This window comes from Actinophytocola sediminis, assembly GCF_054779715.1.
The window spans coordinates 184533-205481 of the sequence record NZ_BAAGXS010000033.1 but is presented as its reverse complement, the minus strand read 5'-3'; the positions used below and the strand labels follow the sequence as shown (position 1 = coordinate 205481).

Below are 20949 nucleotides of genomic sequence, written 5' to 3'. Positions count from 1 at the left end.
GTCGGGTCGGACCCGGTGGCGGAAGTCCCGCCACCGGTCATACAGTCCGTCTCACCAATCCCGCCGCCGGCGGTGGCCGAGTCGGCGGTTCGCCCATCGAGCGCTGGTGATCGCGCCGCGTATGGGGATGCGCCGTCGCGCGGAACCGGGGAAGGTGACGAGAAGGTCCTTGTTGGTCGCTGGTGGTCACGACCAACTCCCCGGTCGAGGACCGTGCCCGGCGTCGCCATGAGCGGCGTAGTGGGGGAGAACGTCGGGCACCCGGTGGGTGAGCAGACGCCAGTACACGGTGTCGGTAGTGAGGGCGACCGGTCGCCCAGCTCCGGTGAGGATGGCGCCGGCCTGGAGCGCGACGTCGTCGGGTTTGGGGTCGGCGTGGCCTCCGGCGTGACGAGTGGGGTCCGGCCTGAGGACGGACCAGACTGCGCGGTGCAGGGTGTGCACGATCTCGTCTGCGGGCGTCGATCCGTGGTGCAGGGCGCGTCGTGTGTCGAGCGTGAGCCCGAGACGGGGTTCATAGACGAGTTCGGTGACCGCGGCCGCGAGGTACGGCGAGCCGGCCGTGGCGGAGGCGAAGTGGAGGTCGCGACGCGTGACCGGGGTACCGGTGGGCAGGTCAAATAGTCGGGCGTTGGTCTCGGTGAGCGTTTCCCGGGTGGTGGGCGCGGTCTGTTCGGCATGAAGGGGGAAGCCGGCCCACCACTGGATCGCGTCGGTGAATCGTGGTGCCATCCGCACGACGCGGCCGAGCCGGTCGAGGCTGTTCTGCCACTCTGCTACAGCGTGAGCGGCCGTCGCATCGTGGGACGGGTCAGCTCGGCGTTGTGTGTCGAGACCTGTCATCGTTCCTCCTTTCATTTGATGGCCGTGGGCAGGTCGTGGCATCGCGTCGCATACTGACTGACCACGTGATCGAGTTCCGGGAGCAGTAGGTTGTCGTTGCCCAGCACAGGATTGGAGCGGAACTCGAAGGCCACGATGCGTTCGGTGCGGCTGGGATTGATCGCTGCGTGGGGTACACCTCGCGGGATCCATAGCGCCTGCTGCGGCAGCTGCCATATCTCGTGCTTCAAATGCTCTCCATACACGGTCAGCGCGCCACGTTCACCGGATTCCCACAACAGCACGACAACGTCAGTCTCGGCGTGCAGGTGTGCCCGGGACGTGTGTCCGCCGTCCATGTAGACCACACCCGCGCTGAGTAACGTTGTTGTCGTATCTCGAAGATCGGCGCTGAGCAGCGGGATCATCGGCTGTCCCTGCTGGGTCATCGACAGGCGAGCCGACTCAATGTCAACAAGCGCAGGAACTGTAGTGGCAGTCACGTCTTTCCTCCATGGTGTTCATATTTCTATGTGCCGGGCCTGACGGCTCCAATGAATTCTTCAGTCCAATATGATGATTGCCAGATGTTGTCGACGGTGGTCACTTTCTTGCCGCTTTCTGGCGCGTGCACGGCTTGGCCGTTTCCCGTGTAGATCGCGACGTGGTGGATTCCGCTGGGTTGTCCGTTGTTGGATAGCAGGATGAGGTCCGCGGGCTGGACCTGGGTGGGGTCGCGGATGGCGGGTTGGAAGGTGGCCCAGATGGCTTGTGTTTGGTGGGGTACCGCGACGCCGATCTTCGCGTAGGCGTAGAGGGCGAGGCCGCTGCAGTCGAATCCGACTTTTCCTTCGTCCACACCGGATCCTGCTGAGGGGCCGTCCGGGGTGCCGCCGGCCCACGCGTAGTCGACTCCGATCTGGCTGAGTGCGGCGTCGATGACCTCGGCGGCGCGCGGGTTGGCCGATCGCGGGACGGTGTCGCCCGATCGGTTGCCGGAGGAGGTGGGGGCGCATTCGATGCCGCGGATCGTGCCGAGGATTTCGCGGGCGGTCTGTTCGTGTTTGTTGTAGCGGTCGGGGAATGCGCTGCGTTCGACGGCTTGTGCGGCGGCGCCGGGCGGCATTGCTTGCCAGTTCGGGACGTCGAGGAGGACGTCGTAGAACTTGTTGGTGGCGTAGATGGGGTCGGTGAGTTGTTCCGGGGTGCCCCAGCCCTGGGAGGGGCGCATCTGGAACAAGCCGAGACTGTCGCGGTCACCGTGGTTGAGGTTACGCAGGCTGGATTCGGTCATGGCCGCCATCAGTGCGACGACGATGCCCTGGTCTGGGATGCCGCGGTGGAGTCCGATGTCGACGATGACAGCGGCGTTGTTCATCTGTTCCGGGCCGTACGGGCCGAGTTGCGTGGTGGTGGCGTTGCCGGGTCTGCAGGCGACGCCCTGGATGCCGGGGGTGGCGGACGCTTCGTTGTCGTCGACCACGATCGCGACCACGAACAGGGTCAGGATCGCGAGCGGTAGCGCGACGAGCACGCCACAACCCAGGCGGGTCGCACGGGGCATGGTGCCGGGCATGGCTCACACCCCCGGCCCGTGGTCGGCGTATGGGTCATCTTCGGGGGCGCGGTAGGGATCGTGCGCCGGGTCGTAGGTCGGGTCGTACCCGGGGTCTTCGCCGAGGTTGTGGGCGGCGGCGTGTTGACGGGCTAGTTCGGCGAGTAGCGCGGGGTCGGCGTCGCTGCTTGGTTCGCCGAGGGCCGCGCGGAGTTCCGCGATCCGGTGCCGCAGTTGCATCAGCAGCGCGTAGGTCCAGACGGTCATCGGGCGTCACCCGCATCCTGACGCGCGGACTGACTCGCGGCTTGGACTGTCCACTGTGCGCGTACGGTCGCGATTGATCGGTCTCGGGCGGTGATGAGCGAGTGGGAGCGTCGGGGGTCGTCGGTCCAGGCGTGGTAGGTCTCGGCGAGTTCGACACCGGTGTCGTCGTGGCGGCCGTCGCATCGAGGGCATCCCCAGTTGCCGTCGAGCATGCGGGTGCGGGCGTTGAAGAGCTTCTCGTGCCAGATGACGATGGCCTCGTGCGAGCTGCCGGGGGTCCAGGCACCCGCCCACGCCACGCGCAGTCCGATGAGTTCTTCGCGCAGACTGGGATGTTCTGGCCAGCAGGGCGGGATGACGCTGGTCAGCTTGTAGGTCGCGACGAGCCAGCTCACCCAGTCATCCAGGCGCTGCCACGCGTCCAGGACCTTCTTCAGCTGGGCGCCTTCGTCGTCGGTGGTCTCGGCCGGTGGGTAGAGCTCGAAGCGGTAGTGCGCGCGGTTCTCCGGCCCGGCCCCGCCGTGTCGCTGGTCCTCCAGGGCCGTCACACGACGTACCACGTCGTCGAGGACGGTGACGACCTCGTCGCACACGTCGAGCGCGGCTTGGACCTGGTCGGCCAGCGGCGCCGGCGTGCCTGCCGGTTCGGGGCGGTCGTGTGGCCCATGGTCGGCGGGGGTGCTATCGGTGGGGGTCATGTGAGGATCCGTCCCTCGTTGAGCGCGGCGTAGAACTCGCGTTCCGCGGCGGCGGTGCTCGCCGCGTCAGCGCGCTGGTAGTAGGGCGTGAGCTCAGTCATCACCGGGCGCAGCCCGCCGGCGGCGATCAGCAGCGCGTGATAGTTCGGCAGCGACCGGACCTCGGCGGGAGACATCCCCGTCCTGGTGCGCAGACTGCGTTGTTCGGAGACACCGGACGCTGGGTAGCGGGTGAAGGACGGGATCTCCTCGTCGAAGTCCTCGAAGTACGCGGCGATCTCGCGCATCTCGTCCTGCCCGGCCACGCCGGGCAGGACCATCCGAAGGGTGGCCGCTCCCCACATGCTTTGGGCGGAGTGCAGTCCCCACCGGTCGATCGCCTGGGCGCGGTCCTGGACGACCATGGTGGTCGGGATGCCGCGGCCGCCGCCGTCGGAGATCAGATCCGGGAGCTGGGTGAGGGTGGCGGTGTTCGGTGCCTCGTCGACGAGCAGTTTCAGTGGTGGGTCGATCCGGTTGTTGTCGCTGAACTGGCCGAGGTCCCGCGCGTGGTGCAGCACGTCCTCCATGAGCGCGGCGAGCAGGTCGAGCACACCGACGGCTTGGCCTCGTTGAGCCAGCAGGTACACAGTGGACTGGCCGGAGGAGTCGAAGAAGAAGCTCATCGTGTCGAAGTGCTCGTCCACACTGGGGGTGCAGGTGTGGAGGACGGCGGGGTGCATGAACGGGTCCATCGCGCCTTCGACGGGCATGTAGTAGCCGGCGCGTTGCCGTTCCGGGGTGTTGATGACCTGGTGCTGCTGGTCGACCCATTGCGGGGGTACGAGCGTGCTGCGCCGCAACGCGGCGACGGGTTCGTGGCTGGTTTGGTCGAACGACCAGCGCAGCACGGTGCGGATGTCGCCGCTGGACACGGCGGCGGCGTGCAGCAGGTTGCGCAGGATGGCTTGGCCTCGGCTTTTCCAGGCGTTGCCGTTCTCCACACCGCTCATGTCTACTGAGGACATCAGTGCTTGGGCGCGGCGCATGGCCACGGTGGGGTCGGCACAGTCCTGCACCGGGTCCCACCGCAGCAGCGGTAGTGCTGCGGCTTGCTGGAGCGGGTCGAACAGCAGCACGTTGCCTCGCTCGCGGCGGGCTTTCCAGGTCGCGGCGATCACCTCGGCCCGGCTGGACGGGGCCAGCAGCGGACCGTCGTGATCCAGGGCTTCGGGGATGACCACGGCGCTGGTCTTGCCGGACTCGGAAGGGCCGAGGACGTAGGTGGATTGGCGGACGGAGGAGTAGCAGTCCACGCCGGTGTGCACGTCCCGTCCTCGCCACGTTCCGATCTGGACGGCGGTCGGCCGCGGTGTGCTGGTCACCAGCCGGGGGCGCAGGCGCGGTGCTTGCTGGACCAATGCCTGTGCGCCGAGACGTTTGGCGACGTCGCGGCGTGCCGCAAAGCCCGGTGCTGACCGGGCGCCCAGCAGCAGCCGCACGAGGACCCAGGCGGCGGCGGTGAGCGCGGTGACCAGGCCGGCGAACACCAGCCAGTACACCGGGCTCGACGGACTCGACGGCGGGTCGGTGGGGAGTCCCGGCCAGGTGCGCATCGGGTCGCCGGGGTGCGCGAGCACGTCGAGGACGGGTTGGATTCCGTGGCCGCGCCAGCTGGGCCACCCTTGCCCGGTCACCAGCGACGCCAACTGCCCGGCCAGCCCGAGGGAGATGAACAGCGCCAGTGTTGCGCCCAGGGCGATGCCGGCGGCTTCCTCGCGGTGAAGCGCGCGCACGACCTGTCGACGGGATCGGCGGGACCGTGGACTGGTGGCCATTCAGGACACCCCCGGATCATCGAGCAGCGCTTCCCACTCGTCGTCGGACAGGCCCTCGGAGTGGTCGTCGCTGCCGTTGTTGGCGGGTTCGCTGCCGGTGGGGCGCATGCGGGAGTCGGTCTGGACCCAGGGTTCCTCGATGCTGGACAGCAGGTGCTGGACCACGAACGCCCGTTGCCCGAGTAGCCACATGCCGCTGCCTTTGCGCAGGTACCGCAGCAGGGCGGTCTGCACGTCGGTGAGGCCGAGCAGGTCGCGCGTGAGTTCCAGTGACGCTTCGACCTGCCGGTACACGATCTTGAAGCCGGTGTCCTCGAGGAGGCCGCGGGCCAGGCGTGCGGCCTCGGATCCGTGTGCGCCGACGGCGTTCCAGTCGGTCAGGCGGTGGGCGGCCATCAGGTTGCAGATCCCGAACGCGCGGGCGAGTTTGTATTGCTCTTGGAACCGCCGAAGTAGAGGGACGTAGCGCATCGCCAGCCAGGCTTCGTCGTAGCCGACCAGCCGGGGGCGTGCGTCCGGGCGCATCAGCTCGGCTTCCATGGCGGACTGGGCGCATACCATCGACATGACGGTCACCGCTTGGTCGGTGCGCACGGCGTGCAGGTTGAGGATCGTGCCGGGCGCGTCGAAGTCCAGGAACCGGGTGTTGTCCTCTGTGGAGTCGAACATGCCGGCCAGGGCGCCGCCGACGAGGCCGTGCAAGGCGAGTCGGGCGTCGCGGGACTCGTCGAGCAGTTGGGTGGCGGTGATGCCGCGTTCGGCCAGTTCGTCGCGCCAGGCGTCGGTCGCGGTGAGGTTGGCCACCACGCCGGGCAACGACGCGGGCGTCAGCTCGGCGCGGGCGCTGCCGGCGAGTTGGCCGGTGCAGGTGTCGAGGGCGAGTTCGACGGCTGTGCGTTCGGTCATGGACAGCGCGCGGTCGAGCCGTACGTGGATCAGCCCTTCCAGCAGGGCGAGGCGTCGTGCTTTCACCGCGCCGCGCCATTCGATCTCGGTTTGCTGGGGGTGGCGGCGGTGCGCGGTGAGCGGGTTGAGCCGGACGCCGAGACCGGGGCCGAGCCGTAGGGGTTCCACGCCGAGGTGGTGGGCGAGTCCGGTGTACTCGTCCTTGATGTCCACCCAGGAGAACGGGATGCCGGCCGCCAGGAACCGGACGATCAGCGACTTCATGAGCGCGGACTTTCCGGACCCGATCTCGCCGATGATCAACCCGTTGGGGGAGGTGATCGCGCCGGCGGCGTAGAGCTCCCACGGGTCGAACAAGAAGCTGGCGCGGCTGTAGAGGTCGATCCCGATGTAGGCGCCCGGCACACCCAAGCCGGGATCCATGATCCACGGGTACCAGGTCCGCAGCACCCCGCTGCTGGCTGTGTGTGCCGGGAGCCGCATCCGGTGCGCCAGCCGACCTGATCCCGCACCGTGCGCGCCGTGGCGGTCGCGCCGAGGCTCGTCGTTCCGCTGACGCTGCTCACGCTGTGCGCTGTCCACCCGGGACTTGTGCCGTTCCCGGGTTTGCGCCCGCCGACGGATGTCCTCGAGTAAACCGGCCGGCAGTGTGTCCGGATGGCGCAGGTCCGACACCTCTGGAGTCGGTTCTGTGTGACGGGGGTCGGTCATGATCCGGTCAACCCCCGCATCGGCGCCAGCCCGCGGGCGAGGGGGAGCGCACCGGCGAAGAACGCTTGGTCCTGCTCCCCGTACAGCACCATGGTTGAGCACCGAACTCGGGTGAGGCGCCGCCGCACCGAGGTGACCGCCCGTCGCAGTTGTTCGGCGTCGGGGGCCGAGCAGCACACGAACATCGAGTACCGGAAGTACCCCGCGCCTGTGGCGAGTTCGTCGTCGAGACGTTGCGCGGCGTCGAGTTCTCGCTCCGTGCGGGCGTCGACCACGAGGCCGTGCTTCTGTTTCATGTAGATCGAGCCAGCGGCAGCGAGTCGCTGGTTGTTGATGGACCGTTCGGCCCGCGCGGGCGACAACGGTTCAACCACGAGGGAGATCGAGCGGCGGATGTCGGACTGTTGCAGCAGCGGTGTCAACCAGCCCGCTTTCACCGGGCGGCGCGGCAACTCGTGCACCCAGACCGTGCTCGACACCGCGGAGTCGTGCAGGTAGGCGCGCCACTGCCGCTCGGTTGCGCTGGGCCCGGCGGTGCGCGGGTCCAACTCGTGCCGTTCACCGGACTGCAAGTCGTACAGCGGCAGGGAATCGGGGTCGAACTGAGTGTGGATCACCGCGGCGAAGTGTGCGGGGGACAACCAGCCGCGGACCGGGATCCGCGCTTCGATGATCTGGCGTTGCAGTTCGGCGAGCCGCTCGACGACCACCACGCCGATCGCCTCGTCGCCGCCGCCGCTGGCTTTGATGTCGGCGGCCAGCCGCTGGAGGTTGAACGCGACAGCGACGAACACTTCGTGGCGTTGCGCGACGGGCGCGGCCTGCGACACCAGTTCCCGTAACGCCTGCGCCGGGAGTGTGTCCCGGTCGGTGACTTTGTCCGCGTAGTACTGCTGGGCCATGTTGGTGGCGTCCGGCATCGAGCGGAACAGCAGTTGCCAGCGGGCGATGGCGGTGTCCTCGTCGCACGTGGACTCCATCACCGCTTCCCAGTCGGCGAGCCGAGCCTGCTGTTCGCTGGACTCCTCCAGGACGATTGGCGTCCCTTCGGTCAGCAGCGTCGCGGTCACCGTGTGGGTCGCCTCGTCGAGGACCAGCCCGATGCGGCTGCGGCCGTCCGGGTTGGGGGCGGAGATCATCCGCATCGAGGCGAGGTCACCGGGAAGGTCCATGCGGTGCGCGAGGCTGTTCGGGCCGAACACCGCGCCCCGGTACACGTGGCTGCCGCGCAGCCGTGACCACACCGCGCCAGCCACGGGTCGGGCCCATTCGGTGACGTACCGGCCGCCGATCCGCATGAACGACACCCACACCAGCAGTCCACCGGCCGCCAGCAGGACCGCGAACGCGACCGGTGACCCGGTCTGGATCCCCAGCCATGGCAGCGCGATCGCGACGACGATCGCGACCAGTTGCCCGAGGCCGAGTTTCCCGATCACCCCGTTGGTCCGCCGTGGCGGAAATGAGTACTCCTCCTCCACCGTCTCTTCCCCCGTTCGTTGTGTGTTTCTCGTTTGCTGGCAGCGCGTGCTTGTTCCGCCTTCGGTGTGTCGCCTTATGGCGGTGGTGGCCGGGTTGGGCTGTTCGCGGTGGTCGATTCGCGCGCCGGGGAGGTCGGATTCGTGGCCGGCTGCCGGGTCGCTGACTGCGAGCTGGCCACGACCCTGCCGAGGTTGGCCGGTGGCTTGGCCGTGGGAATCTGGTCGTTCCCGCCGCCGCTGCCCACGGACGTCACCTGGCCCGGCTGGTGACTTTGCCCAGAAGAGGTCCCCGGTGTCGTGTCGCCGGTTCCGGCACCGCCGGTGCGCGGGTCAGAGTGGTTTTCTGGTTGCGGAGTGGGTGTCGAGCCGGTGCCGCGACCACTTCCGGTTTGTCCTGTCGAGTTCCCGTCTCTCCACCCACGGCCGATGTCGGCGGCGGTGGAAACCATGGCGGTGACGGCGGTTCGCACCGCACTTCCGGTCATCGACGCGCCACGCCTGGTTCCCGTGCTCGCGCCTCGGCTGGCTGTGCCGCCGCTGGCCGCCGGCCCGCCGACGCGGTCGCCGATGAAATCGACCAGTTCCCATAACAGCCACGGGCACAGCACGAGCACGAGGCACAGCGCGAGTCCTTGCACGACGTCGACCACCTGGCGGGCCGGGTCCTCACCGGGTTCCAGCGGCATCAGCAACGCCTGCGCCAGCAACATCACGCCGACCATGAAGAACTTGGCCCATGCCAAGGCGGTCAGGCGGGCGGCCCACCGCCACACCCAGTCCGCGGTCGTCTCATGCACCTGTCCCGCCGCGGCCGCCGCGCCGAACAGAGCCCACATCTCGACCAACGCGGGGCTGAGGACCAGGAAGACGATCGCGAACAGCAGTGATACCGCTGCGATCAGTCCGACGAGGATCGCGACCAGCGGGTTGGCTTTGACGAGACTCGTCGTGAAATCCGCTTGCTGGGCGATGTCACCACCGGCGGCAATCAAGGACATGGTGCACTCGTCGGCAAGTTGCAACATCAAGATCGCGCCGACTCCCGCCAAGGTGACGCCGACCGCGGCCTTGATGCCGCCGAGTAGCGAGAACTGGAGGCGCCCACGTTTCCATGAGGTGGCGAGCGTTACCAGCCAGCCGAGGAACGCGAGGGCGAGAGCTATACCCGCGATCAGGTTGTACACCGACGCGAACGCGGCGCCGCCGAGGTTCGGGGACGAGTAGTCCACGGCGATCGTCATGAAGACGGCCCACAGTTTCGTGATGCCTGAGACGATGAAACTGGTGACCTGCTCCATTCCCTTCTTGGCGACCCAGTTCAAGAATTCCTGCGCGACCTCGGCCGGACTCTTGCACCCGTAACAGGTTCTGGTTTGTTCGCGGCCGTCTACCACGACGGCGTACTGGGTGAATGCCTTGTGCAGCACCGTGTTCATGCGCTGCACGTAGTCGTCGGAGAAGGCGTTCCACGCCTGGCAGGACTGGTCTTCCTGCTGGGTTATCGCACCGTCGCAGGAGATATAGAAGCCCCGGCACGGTGCCACGGCGTCCGGCGCACCGCCCTGATCGGTCCTGCTGCACCTCGACCACGGGCGCACGCCATGGTCGCTGCCGGTGTCGACGTTGCCCCACTCGAATCCGAACGGCTGGAACGTCGGGTTCGGCTTCGCCCACCGCTTCATTTGGTCGATGCAGTATCCACTGGGGACGGTCAGGTTCACCGCGAGATCGCGATACCCCCGAACCAGGAGATCCTTGCGCGGTCCAGCGTTGTCGTCCGTGCCCGCGAAGTCCGGTTGGAAGAACTCCAGCAAATCGGGGAAATCCTTGATCAGGTAGGCGGTGTAAGTGGACCAGTCACCCCCGTGGTCACGGCAGGCTTCGGACCTCATCCACGGCGAGGTCTGCCACTCCGCACTGTCCGGAACGTACTGCCGCAGATGCGCTGGCACGGTCGCCGGATCCACCGGATCGGCCGCGGCGGACGGACCCTGCGCCAGCAGGAGTCCGAACAGGACCACCAGGGCGGCGCTGACTCTCCGCAATAGCCCTGGGCGTGATGCGCGGTCCGGGCCAGCGCTGCCGGACACGTCGTCGACGGAGTGGGCGCTACGGTTCCGGAACATAGCTCCACCCCGTGTCGGTCAGCTCTCTGAACCGGAAGCCGAAGTCTCCCTCGGAATCCACCAGCCGCTCATCCGCGCGCACCGGCCACGGACCACGCTCGTAGGACACGGTGTCGACGCGCCACTGGCGGCCGTCCCACACCACCGTGATGGTCGAGCGGCCCCACGTGGCCATCCCGCCCGGTACGGGGTTCGCCTGCGACGAGGTCGCGGCAACGCCCCACACCTGGATGTCCGCACGGTCGTCCCCATAGGCGACCACGAGGGTCGACAGTGGAGCGAACGTGGTGCGGGTCGTGGCGAGTTGGTCGTCATTAGCCGTCGGTGCTTCGAGCACCTGGCGGGCGCCCTCGTCCGCATCAGAGGCCAGCAGGGTCGAGGCCGCTGCAGACCCGTCCACCGTCCCGGCCGCGACCCGGAAACCGGCAATCTGAAAGTTGATCGCGGCCGTGGCGGCACCCGCCACCGAGTGACGAGTGGGTACCGGGATGCCGTTCTCCATCCGCGCCGCCGTGGGCTGTGCCTGCGGCGTGGCGGTCTCACCGGTGGACGCGCGACCAAGCGCGAACGCGCCCGCGACGAGCCCTATGACGACCACTGCCGCGACACCGGTAACAATCCGGCGGAACCGCAGATGCGAATTCGTCGGACTATACCCAGTGGTCCTGTTTTTGCGCACGACAACTCCCTCGTCTTGTCGGAGTCGGATTGATCGCGTGATCAACTAGTCGTTCAAGTAGCTGCGTCAATCAGCTGACGGCGGTGATCCATGACCAGATTCCGCCGGCGGCGGTCAATCCGATACCGCCGAAACCGGCACGGATCATGTTGGTTTTCGCGTTCTGCGACAAGTGCATGCCGCCCGCGATGTGCCCGCCCACCCAGGTGATGATGCCGAACAGCAGGACAAGAAAGCAGATCCCGAGTCCGAAGAACAGAATCACCTGGGCGATCGTATACATCACCCCCGATTTCGGCACGCCCCGTGAATCCGGAGTGATATTTGAGAAATCGGGGCCACCCGGCGGCGGCTGGGGTGACGGCTGGTTCAGGACCAGCCCGACAGCCTGGTGGACGAGGTGCTGCTGATGGTCACCGTGCAGCTGATCCAGCAGCGGCAGCAGATGCTGCAGGACGTCGGTAAGCACGATAGATCTCCCCCTGGATACGTCCGACCACCGATGCCATGCGCATCCCAGCGATCGCGGTTGACTTACCCACCTGGTCCAACCGCAGCGGCTGACCAGCGGCCAACCGTGGGTCATGGGGGAGGTGCACCAGATGGCTGATTCCGGTAGCGGCCACGAGTGTTGTGGCCGCCTGTGAACGCCGCCGCTCGGTCGACGACCCTGTGGCGCCGACGGACGAGAGCACCACGACCGGTTCTGCCGGTAACCGTGCCCGCGTGGCTAGTTCCCGCAGGAACGTGACAGCGGCGCACGCCGCCTCCGCACCGATCACGTCCGCACGGCCGACCACGACGACCACGGGCTGCAGATCGAGTCGCGCGGCGAACACGTTGTCGACACGTCCGGCGTCGACGGTCATCGCGCCGGAGGTCACCGAGATCAGGCGGAGCAGTTCGTGCAGCGAGGTGTACCCGGCGCGGTCGTCGATCAGTGCGGCACCGGCGGACGTCGTGGGCGCCATCGAGATCACTTCGCGCGGGTCGACGTGCTCGCCCAGCAGCGTGCGCGCAAGCCCGGCTCGCAGCCCCACCTGTTGGCCTACCAGGCGCCGCGTTAACGAACCCCACGCGGTGCCGCACTGGTCGACCGCGATGGTCGGGCCGGGGGAGGCGGCGGCGATCAGTTCGGCCAGCAGCGCGGTGACCGTGCTGGTGCCGACGCCGCCCTCGGCGCCACCGACGAGGATCGGCAGCGGCGGCCGCGGCTGTGCCAGCCGTTCCCAGAGTGACGCCGTCTGTTTCCTTGGCCATCCGCGGGGCATCAGTCGCACCCGGGCTTCGTTGGCCCGGTTGGGGACTCCGACCGGCTCCTGGGTTCGGGCATCGTCGGCGGTGCGCTGGTCTGCCTGTGGCGCCGACCTGCCGGCGGCTTGATCGGGTGTCTGCTCGTCAACGGAGTCCGTCGCTGCCGGCGTGAGGTCTGCTGGTCGCTCGCCCGCGTGCGGGGCCACGTCGTCTTGTGGAGCGTCCTCGCGGTGGCGGGCAGGTGGTCGGCCGGGGCGGGCGGTCCGATCCTCCCTATCAGACCGCCCGGCCCCGGCCTGGTCGAATGGGCTCATCACGCGACCTCCCGTGCCGCGTGACCGGCCGCGCTACCGACGAGCGTGCCGTCACCTGCCCTCCTGGTGGGCAGCCAACCGTGATCGTTCATCGCATCCCCCATCGTGCGGGCCTGGCATGGAGCCGTGGCCGGGATCGCCCTCCCGTGCGACCCTCGACCGGGGTGGCCACCTTCCCTCTAATGTGGCCATCCACTATCATTCGACACTGACGAGACTAGGTGACGCCACCAGAATGTCAAGGTTTCCGAGCATTCTGGTTGCTCATCCTCCCGCCTAGCGTTCGTGGAGGGGCTGTGGACCAGCAAGAGTCCTCGCCGGTGACGACACCAGCGGAGACACCGGCGGAGACGCCGGCCGACGAGGTCGCGCGCCGGCTGAACACGTTGTTCGCCGACATCAAGCGGCCGGACGGCCGCAAGCACACCGACGAGGAAGTGGCCAATCACGTCCGCGACGTCACCGGCCAGAGGTGCTCGCGCTACTGGGTCTCACAGCTGCGCCACGGCAAGGTCGGCAAGCCCGGCCTGGACAGGCTCGCGGCCATCGCGGACTTCTTCGACGTCAAACCCGGATATTTTCACGACGACGCCTATGCCCGAGGAGTCGCCGAAGACCTCGAGACCGTGGCGGCGATCAAAGAACTCGAGGCCCACGGCGTGCACCTGCGCGAGCTCGTTCAGCTCGACCCCGCCGACCTGGGCTTCATCCGCAACATGATCGAACGGTTGGCCGAGGCGAAGCGACAACGACCATCACCGGAATGACGCACACACCGACGATCACCGACATCGTCGGTCAACACGCGTCGGTCATCAACAACGCTCCGTTATCGTCGAGCCCTTGATCGAAGGGACACCACGTCATGTGGGAACGCCGCAACCGTCGCGATTCGGCAGGCCCGCCCCCGCCGTCGCCGTCGCCGTCGCATGGCGCTAGGTCTAACCCCGGGCCGGGAGCTGCGATGGGCCCAGCGCAGGAGCCGGTGCCGCACACCCGCCACGACTTCGCCCAGGCCGCACGATTGGCGACCACGCCCACGCCCTACGACATCGCGGCCAGCCACGAGCCCGTCTTCGTCTACGTGACCGGGACCGCGCACGTCGGCGATCCGTCGGCCCTGCTCACCACCATTTTCGACGAACTCGCTCGCGAAGCCTCCCGTCGAGGCTGCGACCGCGTCCACGGCGTACAGCACACCTTCACCGTGCACGACGGCGTCATGTACGCCACCGCCGCCGCCACTGGACTTCGCCCGATCATCGACATGGACGGACCACCGACACCCTGACCGAACACCCCGCGGGGCTCAGGCACAACCGTCCGTCGCCTGGGGTAGGTATGGCGTGTAGGCGGTAGGAGCGCGACGCGTGACCGCTGCCCGTGTGGGAGGGGCGCGACAGCGTGGACGACACCTCAGCGGGTGTCAAACCCCCAAAAAGCGCGGGGGTTTGACACCCGCTGCGCTGTAGTCCCTTGCGGTTGCGCCCTCCCACACTCGACCAGCGGCCACGCCAACAGCGTGCTGAGGGTCGAGCGGCAGAACGAGGCCGCGAACCCCGGGATGGGCATTCCTCCACGCTCCACGGAAGGACATGCCACCGATGACCACCATGCTTTCCCCCTCGCGCTGGACCAACACCCGGTTCGAGCTGATGGATCCCCGCACGATCCTGCTGGACAAGAACGCGCGCACCATCGAGGACATCAAACGCGAGAACCCCGACCTCGTCGACAGCGTCGGAAAGCACGGGGTGCTTCAGCCGGCCGTCGTGCACCCGAGCGCGGACGGCGTGCGCATGCACGATGGGCACCAGCGCGCACTCGCCCTCATCGAGCACATCGACGAGAACATTCCGAAGGGCGCCGCCGAGGCACTGGTCATGCCGGTGATCATCACGGACCTGACCGACGAGTCCGACCACGCGTGGCTGCGCGAGATGTGGATCTTCAACGAGCAGCGCAAGGGGTTCTCGGCGATCGAGAAGGTCGAGATCCTCGAGCAGATGGCCCTCGACGGCCTCGGCGACGAGGAGATCGCCGCCCAGCTCAGCATCCCCGCCGAAATCGTCAGGGCCGGCCGTCGTGTGCACGCGAACGCCATGGCCCGCAGTGCCCTCACGGAGAACCACCAGCTCTCCTTCGAGCAGGCGGACGCGTTCGCGGAGTTCGGCGACGACCCGGATGCCTGCGACCGTCTCAACACGACCCTTGCCGAGGACCCGGACACGTTCGACCACACCGTGTCGGAGCTGCAGCAGGAACGTGCCACGCGCATCGCCCGGGACGAGCTGGTCGAGAAACTGCGTGCGGACAACGTGCACATTCTTGAGGACCACGAAGTCGCATCCTCCCAGCGGCTCACGGACCTGTTCGAGGACAAGGAACGGAAGAGTCGGCTTTCTAACGACCTCGACGCGCACAAGGCATGCTCGGGGCACGCGGCCCGTGTGATCACGAACTACTACGACAGTGAGCCCAGCGTTCAGTACTGGTGCCGCCACTGGGAGATCCGCGGCCACGTTCGCTCCGCGGCTGCGGGTAGCGGTTCGTACAGTTCGGGAGCGCGCAAGGGCAAGCGGAGCGCAGCCGAGAAGGCCGAGCACAACCGGGTCGTTCGGAACAACAAGAAGTGGCTCGCCGCGATCCCTGTCCGGCGCAAGAAGCTCGCCGAGCTGCTCGCGGCGGACGAGCTGCCAGCGCGCGTTCAGCACCACATCGCTCTCGCCACCTACGACGGCGCGATCGAGCACACCCCGAAGAGCAAGGCGCTCGCCTACGAGCTCCTGGGGTTCACGACCAAGCGCGGCAAGCAGGCCAAGCTCGCCACGAAGCTGCGGCGCGCCACCGCCGACCGCGCGACGATGATCAATCTCGCGTTCCTGCTGGCCGCGTTCGAGGTCACGTACGACCTCGCGTACGCGAAGAACACCTGGCGCGGACCGACGAACAACGACCGCATCTACTTCCAGCTGCTGGTCGACCTGTGGGGAACCAAGATTCCGAAGAACATCTCCGAGCAGCTGGTTCTCGACCCGGACGCGGACAAGAAGGACTGGCCGCACCTTCAGACCTCCGCCGCACCCGCAGCCCCCGAACCGGGCACCGCCGCAGACACAGACGACGACCAGGACGAGGCACTCCACACCAGCGCGACGGGCATCGCCCACGACGAGGACGAGTCGTCAACCGATGACCCCGACGACGATGTCCTCGCGGACGTCGACCTGGACGACAGCGAGCTTGATGTCTCCGAGCTGTCCGACGACACGGTCGCTGCCTGACGCCACGGCTTTTCACGCCAGCGACAGACGGCTGGTGCGCACTCCACGAGCCTTCGGCGCGCACCAGCCGTCGCCGTTCCACCACCTCACTCCGTCGATTCGTCGCCGACCACATCGTGCGACATCGCCTCTGGAGACATCCATGAGTCACATCTATGCCTTTATGACCGGCACACGGTCGGACATCACCGGTGAGCAGCGGGACAGCCACGGTTGGGTGGACCCCACGCAGGGCCGTACGTCGTTCTGGAAGTCCCGCAACGATATCTGTCCGGTTGTGGACTGGGCGGAAACCGTTGTGGCGCCGTACTACGACTCCTACGACGAGATGGTTCGGGACTACGTGCTCTCTGCCCTGAGTGAGCTGCCGCGCGGATTCGAGGACCACGGTGACGGAACCTATGCCGCGACGGAGCCGGAGTTGTCCCCCTGCGGAGACGACTTCGGCTACTACACATACGAAATCCACTTTGTCCGGAAGTCGTGTGGGCCTGACGGATGGACCGAGACGCCTTGGAGTCCCGGCACAGACGGCGGTGTCCGTCTATGAGTGCTTTTTCGGTGTCCACTCGAAACATCACACGAGTGTTCCGTGCTGCGACTCCGGTCGATCGCTCCGAGGGACAGGGCTGGTACGCATCGGCGCACGAGATCGCGGTAGGGCTCGATCCTGCCGATCCCGCTCGGGCCGCAGCGGTGATCGCTGTGCTGTCGCCGTTGCTCTCCTGGCCGCGGAACATCGCGGAAGCCCGCAACCTCTACTCCGGACAGCCAGTACGGACTCTCGGATCCAACGCGCACAAGGCTCGCAGGATCATCGCCGGCGTCGACCCCGAGTGCATCGTCAGCGGCCCCAAGGTTCGCGCGTTCTGGAAGACGATCGCTGATCCTGCCGAGCCATCAGCGGTCGTGGTCGACCGGCATGCGATCGACATCGCGGCGGGTCGAGTGCTTGGCGACAAGCTTCGGAGCACTCACCTGCGCCGAGCGGGAGCCTACGACGAGGTAGCCGACAAGTACCGCCGCGCCGCTCAACGCCTCTCGGCCGAACTAGGGCTGCGCGTCACACCCGCAGAAGTCCAGGCAACCACATGGATCTACTGGCGACGTGAACATGCAGTCGCATACCACCGATGAAAGGCAACCTATGCCTGAGATCTACGTCGCGTCACTCGCAGACTACAACTGCGGAATCCTCCACGGCACATGGGTATCACTGGACGAGTCAACGGATCTCGACGACGTTGCCGCCCAAGTTGCCAGGATGCTGGCGGAGTCACCTGCAGTCAGACGCGGACTGTCCTGTGTGGCCGAAGACTACGCGATCCACGACTACGAGGGGTTCGACGGCTACAAGGTCCACGAGTACACCTCACTGTCCCGGATAGTCGCGGTTGCCGCAGCCATCGCCGAGCACGGAGACGCGTTCGCGCTGATCCTCAACGACCGCGGCGACGGATCTGTCGAGGAGTCAGTCACCGACTTCACGGACCGGATGTGCGGAGTCTGGGAGAACGAAGGTGACTTCGCGTGGTCCGAGTTCGAGGAACTGTTCCCCGACTCCTATCAACACACGGCGTCGTGCGACTGGGTTCGATTCGACCCCGAAGCGTACGTCCGCGCCCACCAGATGGACGGCTACGAGTTCATCGACTCAGCACGCGGCACCACAGTTCTCGCACCCGATCACTAACCCGCTTTCGACGACGTTGACCAACCACCCACATCAACACAGCGAACGGGAGGACCCGTGTCCGGCACGGTCGTTGACTCGGTCTCGCAGGGCATCGTCATGGCCACCGGCATCTCCGCGCAAGGACCGCGTCGCACGAACTACGAGCGCCCAGGCCCTGCTTGCGGCACCCCATGCGGTGCGCAGCCCGCGTTGTTCGCGACCGCCGCGCCGGCCGAGTTGGACTGGGATGCCCAAGACGTCGTCGTGGTCGGCAACTCGGGTGGAAAGGACTCAGTCCTGTGCCTGGACATGGTCTGCCGACTGGCAGATGCCGCTGGCGCGTTGCACAAGGTTCGAGTGCTGCACTGCGACCTCGGCTCAACACCCAACGGCCACCTGGTCGAGTGGCCGGGCGCCGAAGACGTCGCACGTCGCACGTCCGAGCGGTACGGGGTGCCTTTCGCGGTCCGCCGCAGCTCTCGGTGGCCTAGCCTGTTCGCCCGGATCCTCTCGCGTGGCAGGTGGCCGGGCCATTTCGCGCGCTACTGCACCAGCGAGTTGAAGACAGCCGTCGGTCGGGACTACATCGACGAAGTCGCCCGCGATATGGGACTTGGCCGTCCTATCCGCGTCGGATACGCGCTCGGGATGCGCGCCGAGGAGTCCACCGCCCGCGCCAAGAAGCCCATTCTCGAGCGGCATCGGATGACCGCAGCGACGAAGCGGATCGTAGACACCTGGCTGCCAATCCACCATCTGACCGAGAAGCAGGTCTGGTCAACGATCCACGCCCAGTCCCTTCTCTACCACCCGGCGTACGACCAGGGTATGCGCCGGCTGTCCTGCCGCTTCTGCCCCCTCGCAGCCAAGGACGACTTGGTTCGATCCGCACAACTAAATCCCGCCCTGGCACAGGAGTATGCGGGCGCCGAGGCCAGCATGGGAGAGCCGTTCAAGAAGAACCAGCCCATGCGCCGCATCATCGAACTCGCGGCGCAACGCTGACCGAGCCTGTCACCGGACCCTTTGAGGAGCCTGGCGATGTCGCGTCCCGCCCGCGGGTCGTGGGGCGCGCTCAGTCTGCCACGCCACCGCGGTGGGTCAAGCCGCACCAATCGAGTTTCCCCCAGTCTCGGCGCGGGCGGCTTGACCCACCGCGGCTCACGTGGCTGACGCGATAAGCGCCCCACGGCCAGGGGCCGGACGCCAGCGGCATTGCCGTCGCGGTGATCGCAATCAGCGCGACTCCGGAATCGGCATAAAGCCGTCTGAAGTCTCCGCAACACAACGAAGGAATCAGTCATGCGCGACGCCATCTTCCGAGACAAGAACGGTGTTCTGGTTCGTGTGCGGCGCACCGCATCAGGCTATTTGATCACCTTTCCCGATGGTCGAACGGTTACCATCTCGTCACGCGGTCTCGGAATTCTGCATTGTGCATGAAATCCCGCGATCTGTCAGTGTTCGGCATTCGCTGCGCGGTCATAACTGCCGCTTCTGCTCGGCTCGCGCCAATATGGAAAGGATTATTGTGGCACGTTCGTTTTCTTCGCTAAACATAAGGGTCCCTCAGCGTGTCCGGCTTCGGCTCATGGCATTCGTGACGATCGCCGACACGGGCGTCATCTCCTATATCTCAACGAAGAATCTCGCCGAACGGTGGGGCTTCGGGGCGCTGTCCTGGCTCTATCCGCTGTGCTTGGACGCGGTGGCGGCAGTGGGCATGGACCTGTGGATGTCGAACTCGCCAGCCAAACGCGCGGCCGCGTGCCTGTCGCTGTCGGCCGTGGGCTTATCCCTGGCGGCCAACGTCGCGGACTGGCTGTACGTCGGTCCCGGAGCAGCTGTCCTCGGTGCCGTCCCGCCGTTGATGCTGGCCGCGTTGCTGCTCACGATGCACCGTCACGCCGCCCACACCACGCCGTCCTCGGCGTCGAGTCCTGACGCTGGTACTGGCACCGCGTCGGTGGCACCAGTACCGGCCGCGGTACCGGTCGCCGGCGGCGTCGACCGTGACGCCGAAGGGCCGCACGGCGTCGCAGACCCGGCTGCATCACCCGCTGCTGCGGAACCCACCGGAGTACGTACGACCCGGACGAAGTCGTCGCGGAGCCGGAAGTCAACGGTGGCTGATCGGCTGCGCCAGCCCAGGAAGGGCCCGCGACCGGATGTGTCTGATCACGAGGTGATCAAGGCTCTGCGGGAGCGTGAGCAGCAGGGAGAGCCGCTGTCGCGGCGCAGCGTGATGGCCGAGTACCGCATGGGCACCCCGCGTGCCACGCGGCTGATAGCGGCCGCCAGCAACGGCGCGCACCTCACCATCGCCGATCACCACGGTGGTGACTCGTGACGGCGTGGATGCACGACGTTGACCACGATCACCTTCTACGCGAGGCGTTGCGTAGCGCGGACCTGGGCATGTTCGTCTTCCCGTTATGGCCCCGCAGCAAGGTGCCGGCGCTGCACGGAGAGAAGACCTGCCCCCGCCGCGGGCCGTGCGCGCAGGGACACCGCGGCTGGGAGGCCCACGCCACCCGCGACCCTGACCTGATCCGGCGATGGTGGCAGCAGTGGCCGCTGAACGTCGGCGTCGCAACAGGGCCGTCCAGTCTGCACGTGCTCGATCTCGACGCCGCGCACGGCGAGGACCCTCCACCCCGATGGGCCGGCGTGCGACACGGACGCGACGTCTTGGCCCGTCTGGCCGATCAAGCAGGTCAACCGCTTCCCAGCGATACGTACACGGTGCAGACACCATCCGGCGGGTTCCACCTGTACTTCCGCATCCCCCAGGTGCTCAATCTGCGGAACACCGTGGCGAGGCTCGGGTGGAGGGTGGACAGCCGGGGAAGCGGCGGCTACGTCGTCGCCGCCGGATCTCTCCTCGCCCACGGGCGCTACACGGTCGCGAACGACCACTCGATCGCCTCGCTGCCTGATTGGCTCATCCCGCTACTGCGTCCGCCGCGGCTCGTGGTGCATCCGACGGTCGCCTGGCACCGGCTAGGACCCGTGAGCGAGGTCCGCAAGGACGCCTACCTGACCACGATCCACGACAACGTCGCAGCGACGCCTGAAGGTTACCGCCACGACACGCTGGTCCGAGCCGCCTTCACACTCGGACGCTTGGCCCAGGGTGGCGACATGACACTCGAGGAGGCACGTGCCTGCCTCCGCGATGCCGTAGCGCGCTGGCGCGGCACACCGTCCAGCAAGGACCTCAACACTATCGAGGACGGCCTGGAGGCAGGCGCCCGTCAGCCACGACGTCTCGCCGGCTAACGCGCCACACCACGCCAATTATCGATCTGTTCCTCAGTCGGCCCGCATCGGCCGGACCGCCTTGTGTCCTCCACTTAA

At 67.1% G+C, this 20949-nt stretch carries 21 protein-coding genes; 9 read left to right on the top strand and 12 right to left on the bottom strand.

Annotated elements, in window-relative coordinates; genetic code table 11:
• Positions 1-186: 186 nt before the first annotated feature.
• The 12 genes from ACYVIP_RS21730 to ACYVIP_RS21675 all read right to left on the bottom strand — a co-directional run bounded on the left by ACYVIP_RS21730 (position 187) and on the right by ACYVIP_RS21675 (position 12342).
• Positions 187-732, bottom strand: a complete 546-nt coding sequence (locus ACYVIP_RS21730) for a hypothetical protein (protein ID WP_431428805.1) — start codon at positions 730-732, stop codon at positions 187-189.
• Positions 733-854: 122 nt separating this feature from the next.
• Entirely contained in the window at positions 855-1250 is a 396-nt protein-coding gene (locus tag ACYVIP_RS21725) for a hypothetical protein (protein WP_460399128.1), read from the bottom strand.
• Between the two features lie 101 nt (positions 1251-1351).
• A complete protein-coding gene (locus ACYVIP_RS21720) occupies positions 1352-2398 on the bottom strand; it encodes a C40 family peptidase (protein WP_460399126.1) in 1047 nt (348 codons plus the stop codon).
• 3 nt (positions 2399-2401) lie between these two features.
• Complete coding sequence (locus ACYVIP_RS21715; protein WP_460399124.1) at positions 2402-2644, bottom strand: hypothetical protein; 243 nt, start codon at positions 2642-2644, stop codon at positions 2402-2404.
• The gene (locus tag ACYVIP_RS21710; protein WP_460399122.1) at positions 2641-3342 is read right to left on the bottom strand and encodes a hypothetical protein; all 702 of its coding nucleotides are present in this window, start codon (positions 3340-3342) and stop codon (positions 2641-2643) included. The genes ACYVIP_RS21715 and ACYVIP_RS21710 overlap by 4 nt, the downstream gene beginning before the upstream one ends.
• Positions 3339-5159: a type IV secretory system conjugative DNA transfer family protein gene (locus ACYVIP_RS21705; protein ID WP_460399120.1), complete on the bottom strand. Its 1821-nt coding sequence runs from the start codon at positions 5157-5159 to the stop codon at positions 3339-3341. Before ACYVIP_RS21705 ends, ACYVIP_RS21710 begins: the two co-directional genes overlap by 4 nt.
• Positions 5160-6776, bottom strand: coding sequence for a hypothetical protein (locus ACYVIP_RS21700; RefSeq protein ID WP_460399118.1), 1617 nt, complete (start codon positions 6774-6776; stop codon positions 5160-5162).
• On the bottom strand, positions 6773-8257 hold the full coding sequence (locus ACYVIP_RS21695) for an SCO6880 family protein (protein WP_460399117.1): 1485 nt from the start codon (positions 8255-8257) through the stop codon (positions 6773-6775). The genes ACYVIP_RS21700 and ACYVIP_RS21695 overlap by 4 nt, the downstream gene beginning before the upstream one ends.
• 74 nt (positions 8258-8331) lie before the next feature.
• Positions 8332-10278, bottom strand: a complete 1947-nt coding sequence (locus ACYVIP_RS21690; protein ID WP_460399115.1) for a hypothetical protein — start codon at positions 10276-10278, stop codon at positions 8332-8334.
• A gap of 88 nt (positions 10279-10366) precedes the next feature.
• Entirely contained in the window at positions 10367-11062 is a 696-nt protein-coding gene (locus ACYVIP_RS21685; protein ID WP_460399113.1) for a hypothetical protein, read from the bottom strand.
• A gap of 70 nt (positions 11063-11132) precedes the next feature.
• Complete coding sequence (locus tag ACYVIP_RS21680; RefSeq protein WP_431428815.1) at positions 11133-11531, bottom strand: hypothetical protein; 399 nt, start codon at positions 11529-11531, stop codon at positions 11133-11135.
• Positions 11476-12342 (bottom strand): hypothetical protein, encoded by an 867-nt coding sequence (locus tag ACYVIP_RS21675; protein ID WP_460399110.1) that lies wholly within the window; start codon positions 12340-12342, stop codon positions 11476-11478. The genes ACYVIP_RS21680 and ACYVIP_RS21675 overlap by 56 nt, the downstream gene beginning before the upstream one ends.
• A 584-nt stretch (positions 12343-12926) precedes the next feature.
• Here ACYVIP_RS21675 and ACYVIP_RS21670 point away from each other — a divergent pair.
• The 9 genes from ACYVIP_RS21670 to ACYVIP_RS21630 all read left to right on the top strand — a co-directional run bounded on the left by ACYVIP_RS21670 (position 12927) and on the right by ACYVIP_RS21630 (position 20871).
• Positions 12927-13397, top strand: a complete 471-nt coding sequence (locus ACYVIP_RS21670; protein ID WP_460399108.1) for a helix-turn-helix domain-containing protein — start codon at positions 12927-12929, stop codon at positions 13395-13397.
• A gap of 197 nt (positions 13398-13594) precedes the next feature.
• The gene (locus ACYVIP_RS21665) at positions 13595-13921 is read left to right on the top strand and encodes a hypothetical protein (RefSeq protein ID WP_460399106.1); all 327 of its coding nucleotides are present in this window, start codon (positions 13595-13597) and stop codon (positions 13919-13921) included.
• Between the two features lie 313 nt (positions 13922-14234).
• Positions 14235-15914: a ParB/RepB/Spo0J family partition protein gene (locus ACYVIP_RS21660; protein ID WP_460399104.1), complete on the top strand. Its 1680-nt coding sequence runs from the start codon at positions 14235-14237 to the stop codon at positions 15912-15914.
• Between the two features lie 142 nt (positions 15915-16056).
• Positions 16057-16464, top strand: coding sequence for a hypothetical protein (locus ACYVIP_RS21655; RefSeq protein WP_460399102.1), 408 nt, complete (start codon positions 16057-16059; stop codon positions 16462-16464).
• Entirely contained in the window at positions 16461-17051 is a 591-nt protein-coding gene (locus tag ACYVIP_RS21650; protein ID WP_460399100.1) for a DUF7178 family protein, read from the top strand. Before ACYVIP_RS21655 ends, ACYVIP_RS21650 begins: the two co-directional genes overlap by 4 nt.
• A gap of 10 nt (positions 17052-17061) precedes the next feature.
• Positions 17062-17607, top strand: coding sequence for an antirestriction protein ArdA (locus tag ACYVIP_RS21645; RefSeq protein WP_460399098.1), 546 nt, complete (start codon positions 17062-17064; stop codon positions 17605-17607).
• A 57-nt stretch (positions 17608-17664) separates the two neighbouring features.
• On the top strand, positions 17665-18594 hold the full coding sequence (locus tag ACYVIP_RS21640; RefSeq protein WP_460399095.1) for a phosphoadenosine phosphosulfate reductase family protein: 930 nt from the start codon (positions 17665-17667) through the stop codon (positions 18592-18594).
• Positions 18595-18976: 382 nt separating this feature from the next.
• The gene (locus tag ACYVIP_RS21635; protein WP_460399093.1) at positions 18977-19939 is read left to right on the top strand and encodes a DUF2637 domain-containing protein; all 963 of its coding nucleotides are present in this window, start codon (positions 18977-18979) and stop codon (positions 19937-19939) included.
• On the top strand, positions 19936-20871 hold the full coding sequence (locus ACYVIP_RS21630; protein WP_460399091.1) for a bifunctional DNA primase/polymerase: 936 nt from the start codon (positions 19936-19938) through the stop codon (positions 20869-20871). Before ACYVIP_RS21635 ends, ACYVIP_RS21630 begins: the two co-directional genes overlap by 4 nt.
• The last annotated feature ends 78 nt before the right edge of the window (positions 20872-20949 follow it).

Excerpts from the sequence above, each read along its gene's own strand:
- ACYVIP_RS21730 (WP_431428805.1), bottom strand. The coding sequence starts at position 732 with ATGGCACCACGATTCACCGACGCGATCCAGTGGTGGGCCGGCTTCCCC.
- ACYVIP_RS21725 (WP_460399128.1), bottom strand. The coding sequence starts at position 1,250 with ATGATCCCGCTGCTCAGCGCCGATCTTCGAGATACGACAACAACGTTA.
- ACYVIP_RS21720 (WP_460399126.1), bottom strand. The coding sequence starts at position 2,398 with ATGCCCGGCACCATGCCCCGTGCGACCCGCCTGGGTTGTGGCGTGCTC.
- ACYVIP_RS21715 (WP_460399124.1), bottom strand. The coding sequence starts at position 2,644 with ATGACCGTCTGGACCTACGCGCTGCTGATGCAACTGCGGCACCGGATC.
- ACYVIP_RS21710 (WP_460399122.1), bottom strand. The coding sequence starts at position 3,342 with ATGACCCCCACCGATAGCACCCCCGCCGACCATGGGCCACACGACCGC.
- ACYVIP_RS21705 (WP_460399120.1), bottom strand. The coding sequence starts at position 5,159 with ATGGCCACCAGTCCACGGTCCCGCCGATCCCGTCGACAGGTCGTGCGC.
- ACYVIP_RS21700 (WP_460399118.1), bottom strand. The coding sequence starts at position 6,776 with ATGACCGACCCCCGTCACACAGAACCGACTCCAGAGGTGTCGGACCTG.
- ACYVIP_RS21665 (WP_460399106.1), top strand. The coding sequence starts at position 13,595 with ATGGGCCCAGCGCAGGAGCCGGTGCCGCACACCCGCCACGACTTCGCC.
- ACYVIP_RS21660 (WP_460399104.1), top strand. The coding sequence starts at position 14,235 with ATGACCACCATGCTTTCCCCCTCGCGCTGGACCAACACCCGGTTCGAG.
- ACYVIP_RS21655 (WP_460399102.1), top strand. The coding sequence starts at position 16,057 with ATGAGTCACATCTATGCCTTTATGACCGGCACACGGTCGGACATCACC.
- ACYVIP_RS21650 (WP_460399100.1), top strand. The coding sequence starts at position 16,461 with ATGAGTGCTTTTTCGGTGTCCACTCGAAACATCACACGAGTGTTCCGT.
- ACYVIP_RS21645 (WP_460399098.1), top strand. The coding sequence starts at position 17,062 with ATGCCTGAGATCTACGTCGCGTCACTCGCAGACTACAACTGCGGAATC.
- ACYVIP_RS21635 (WP_460399093.1), top strand. The coding sequence starts at position 18,977 with ATGGTCGAACGGTTACCATCTCGTCACGCGGTCTCGGAATTCTGCATT.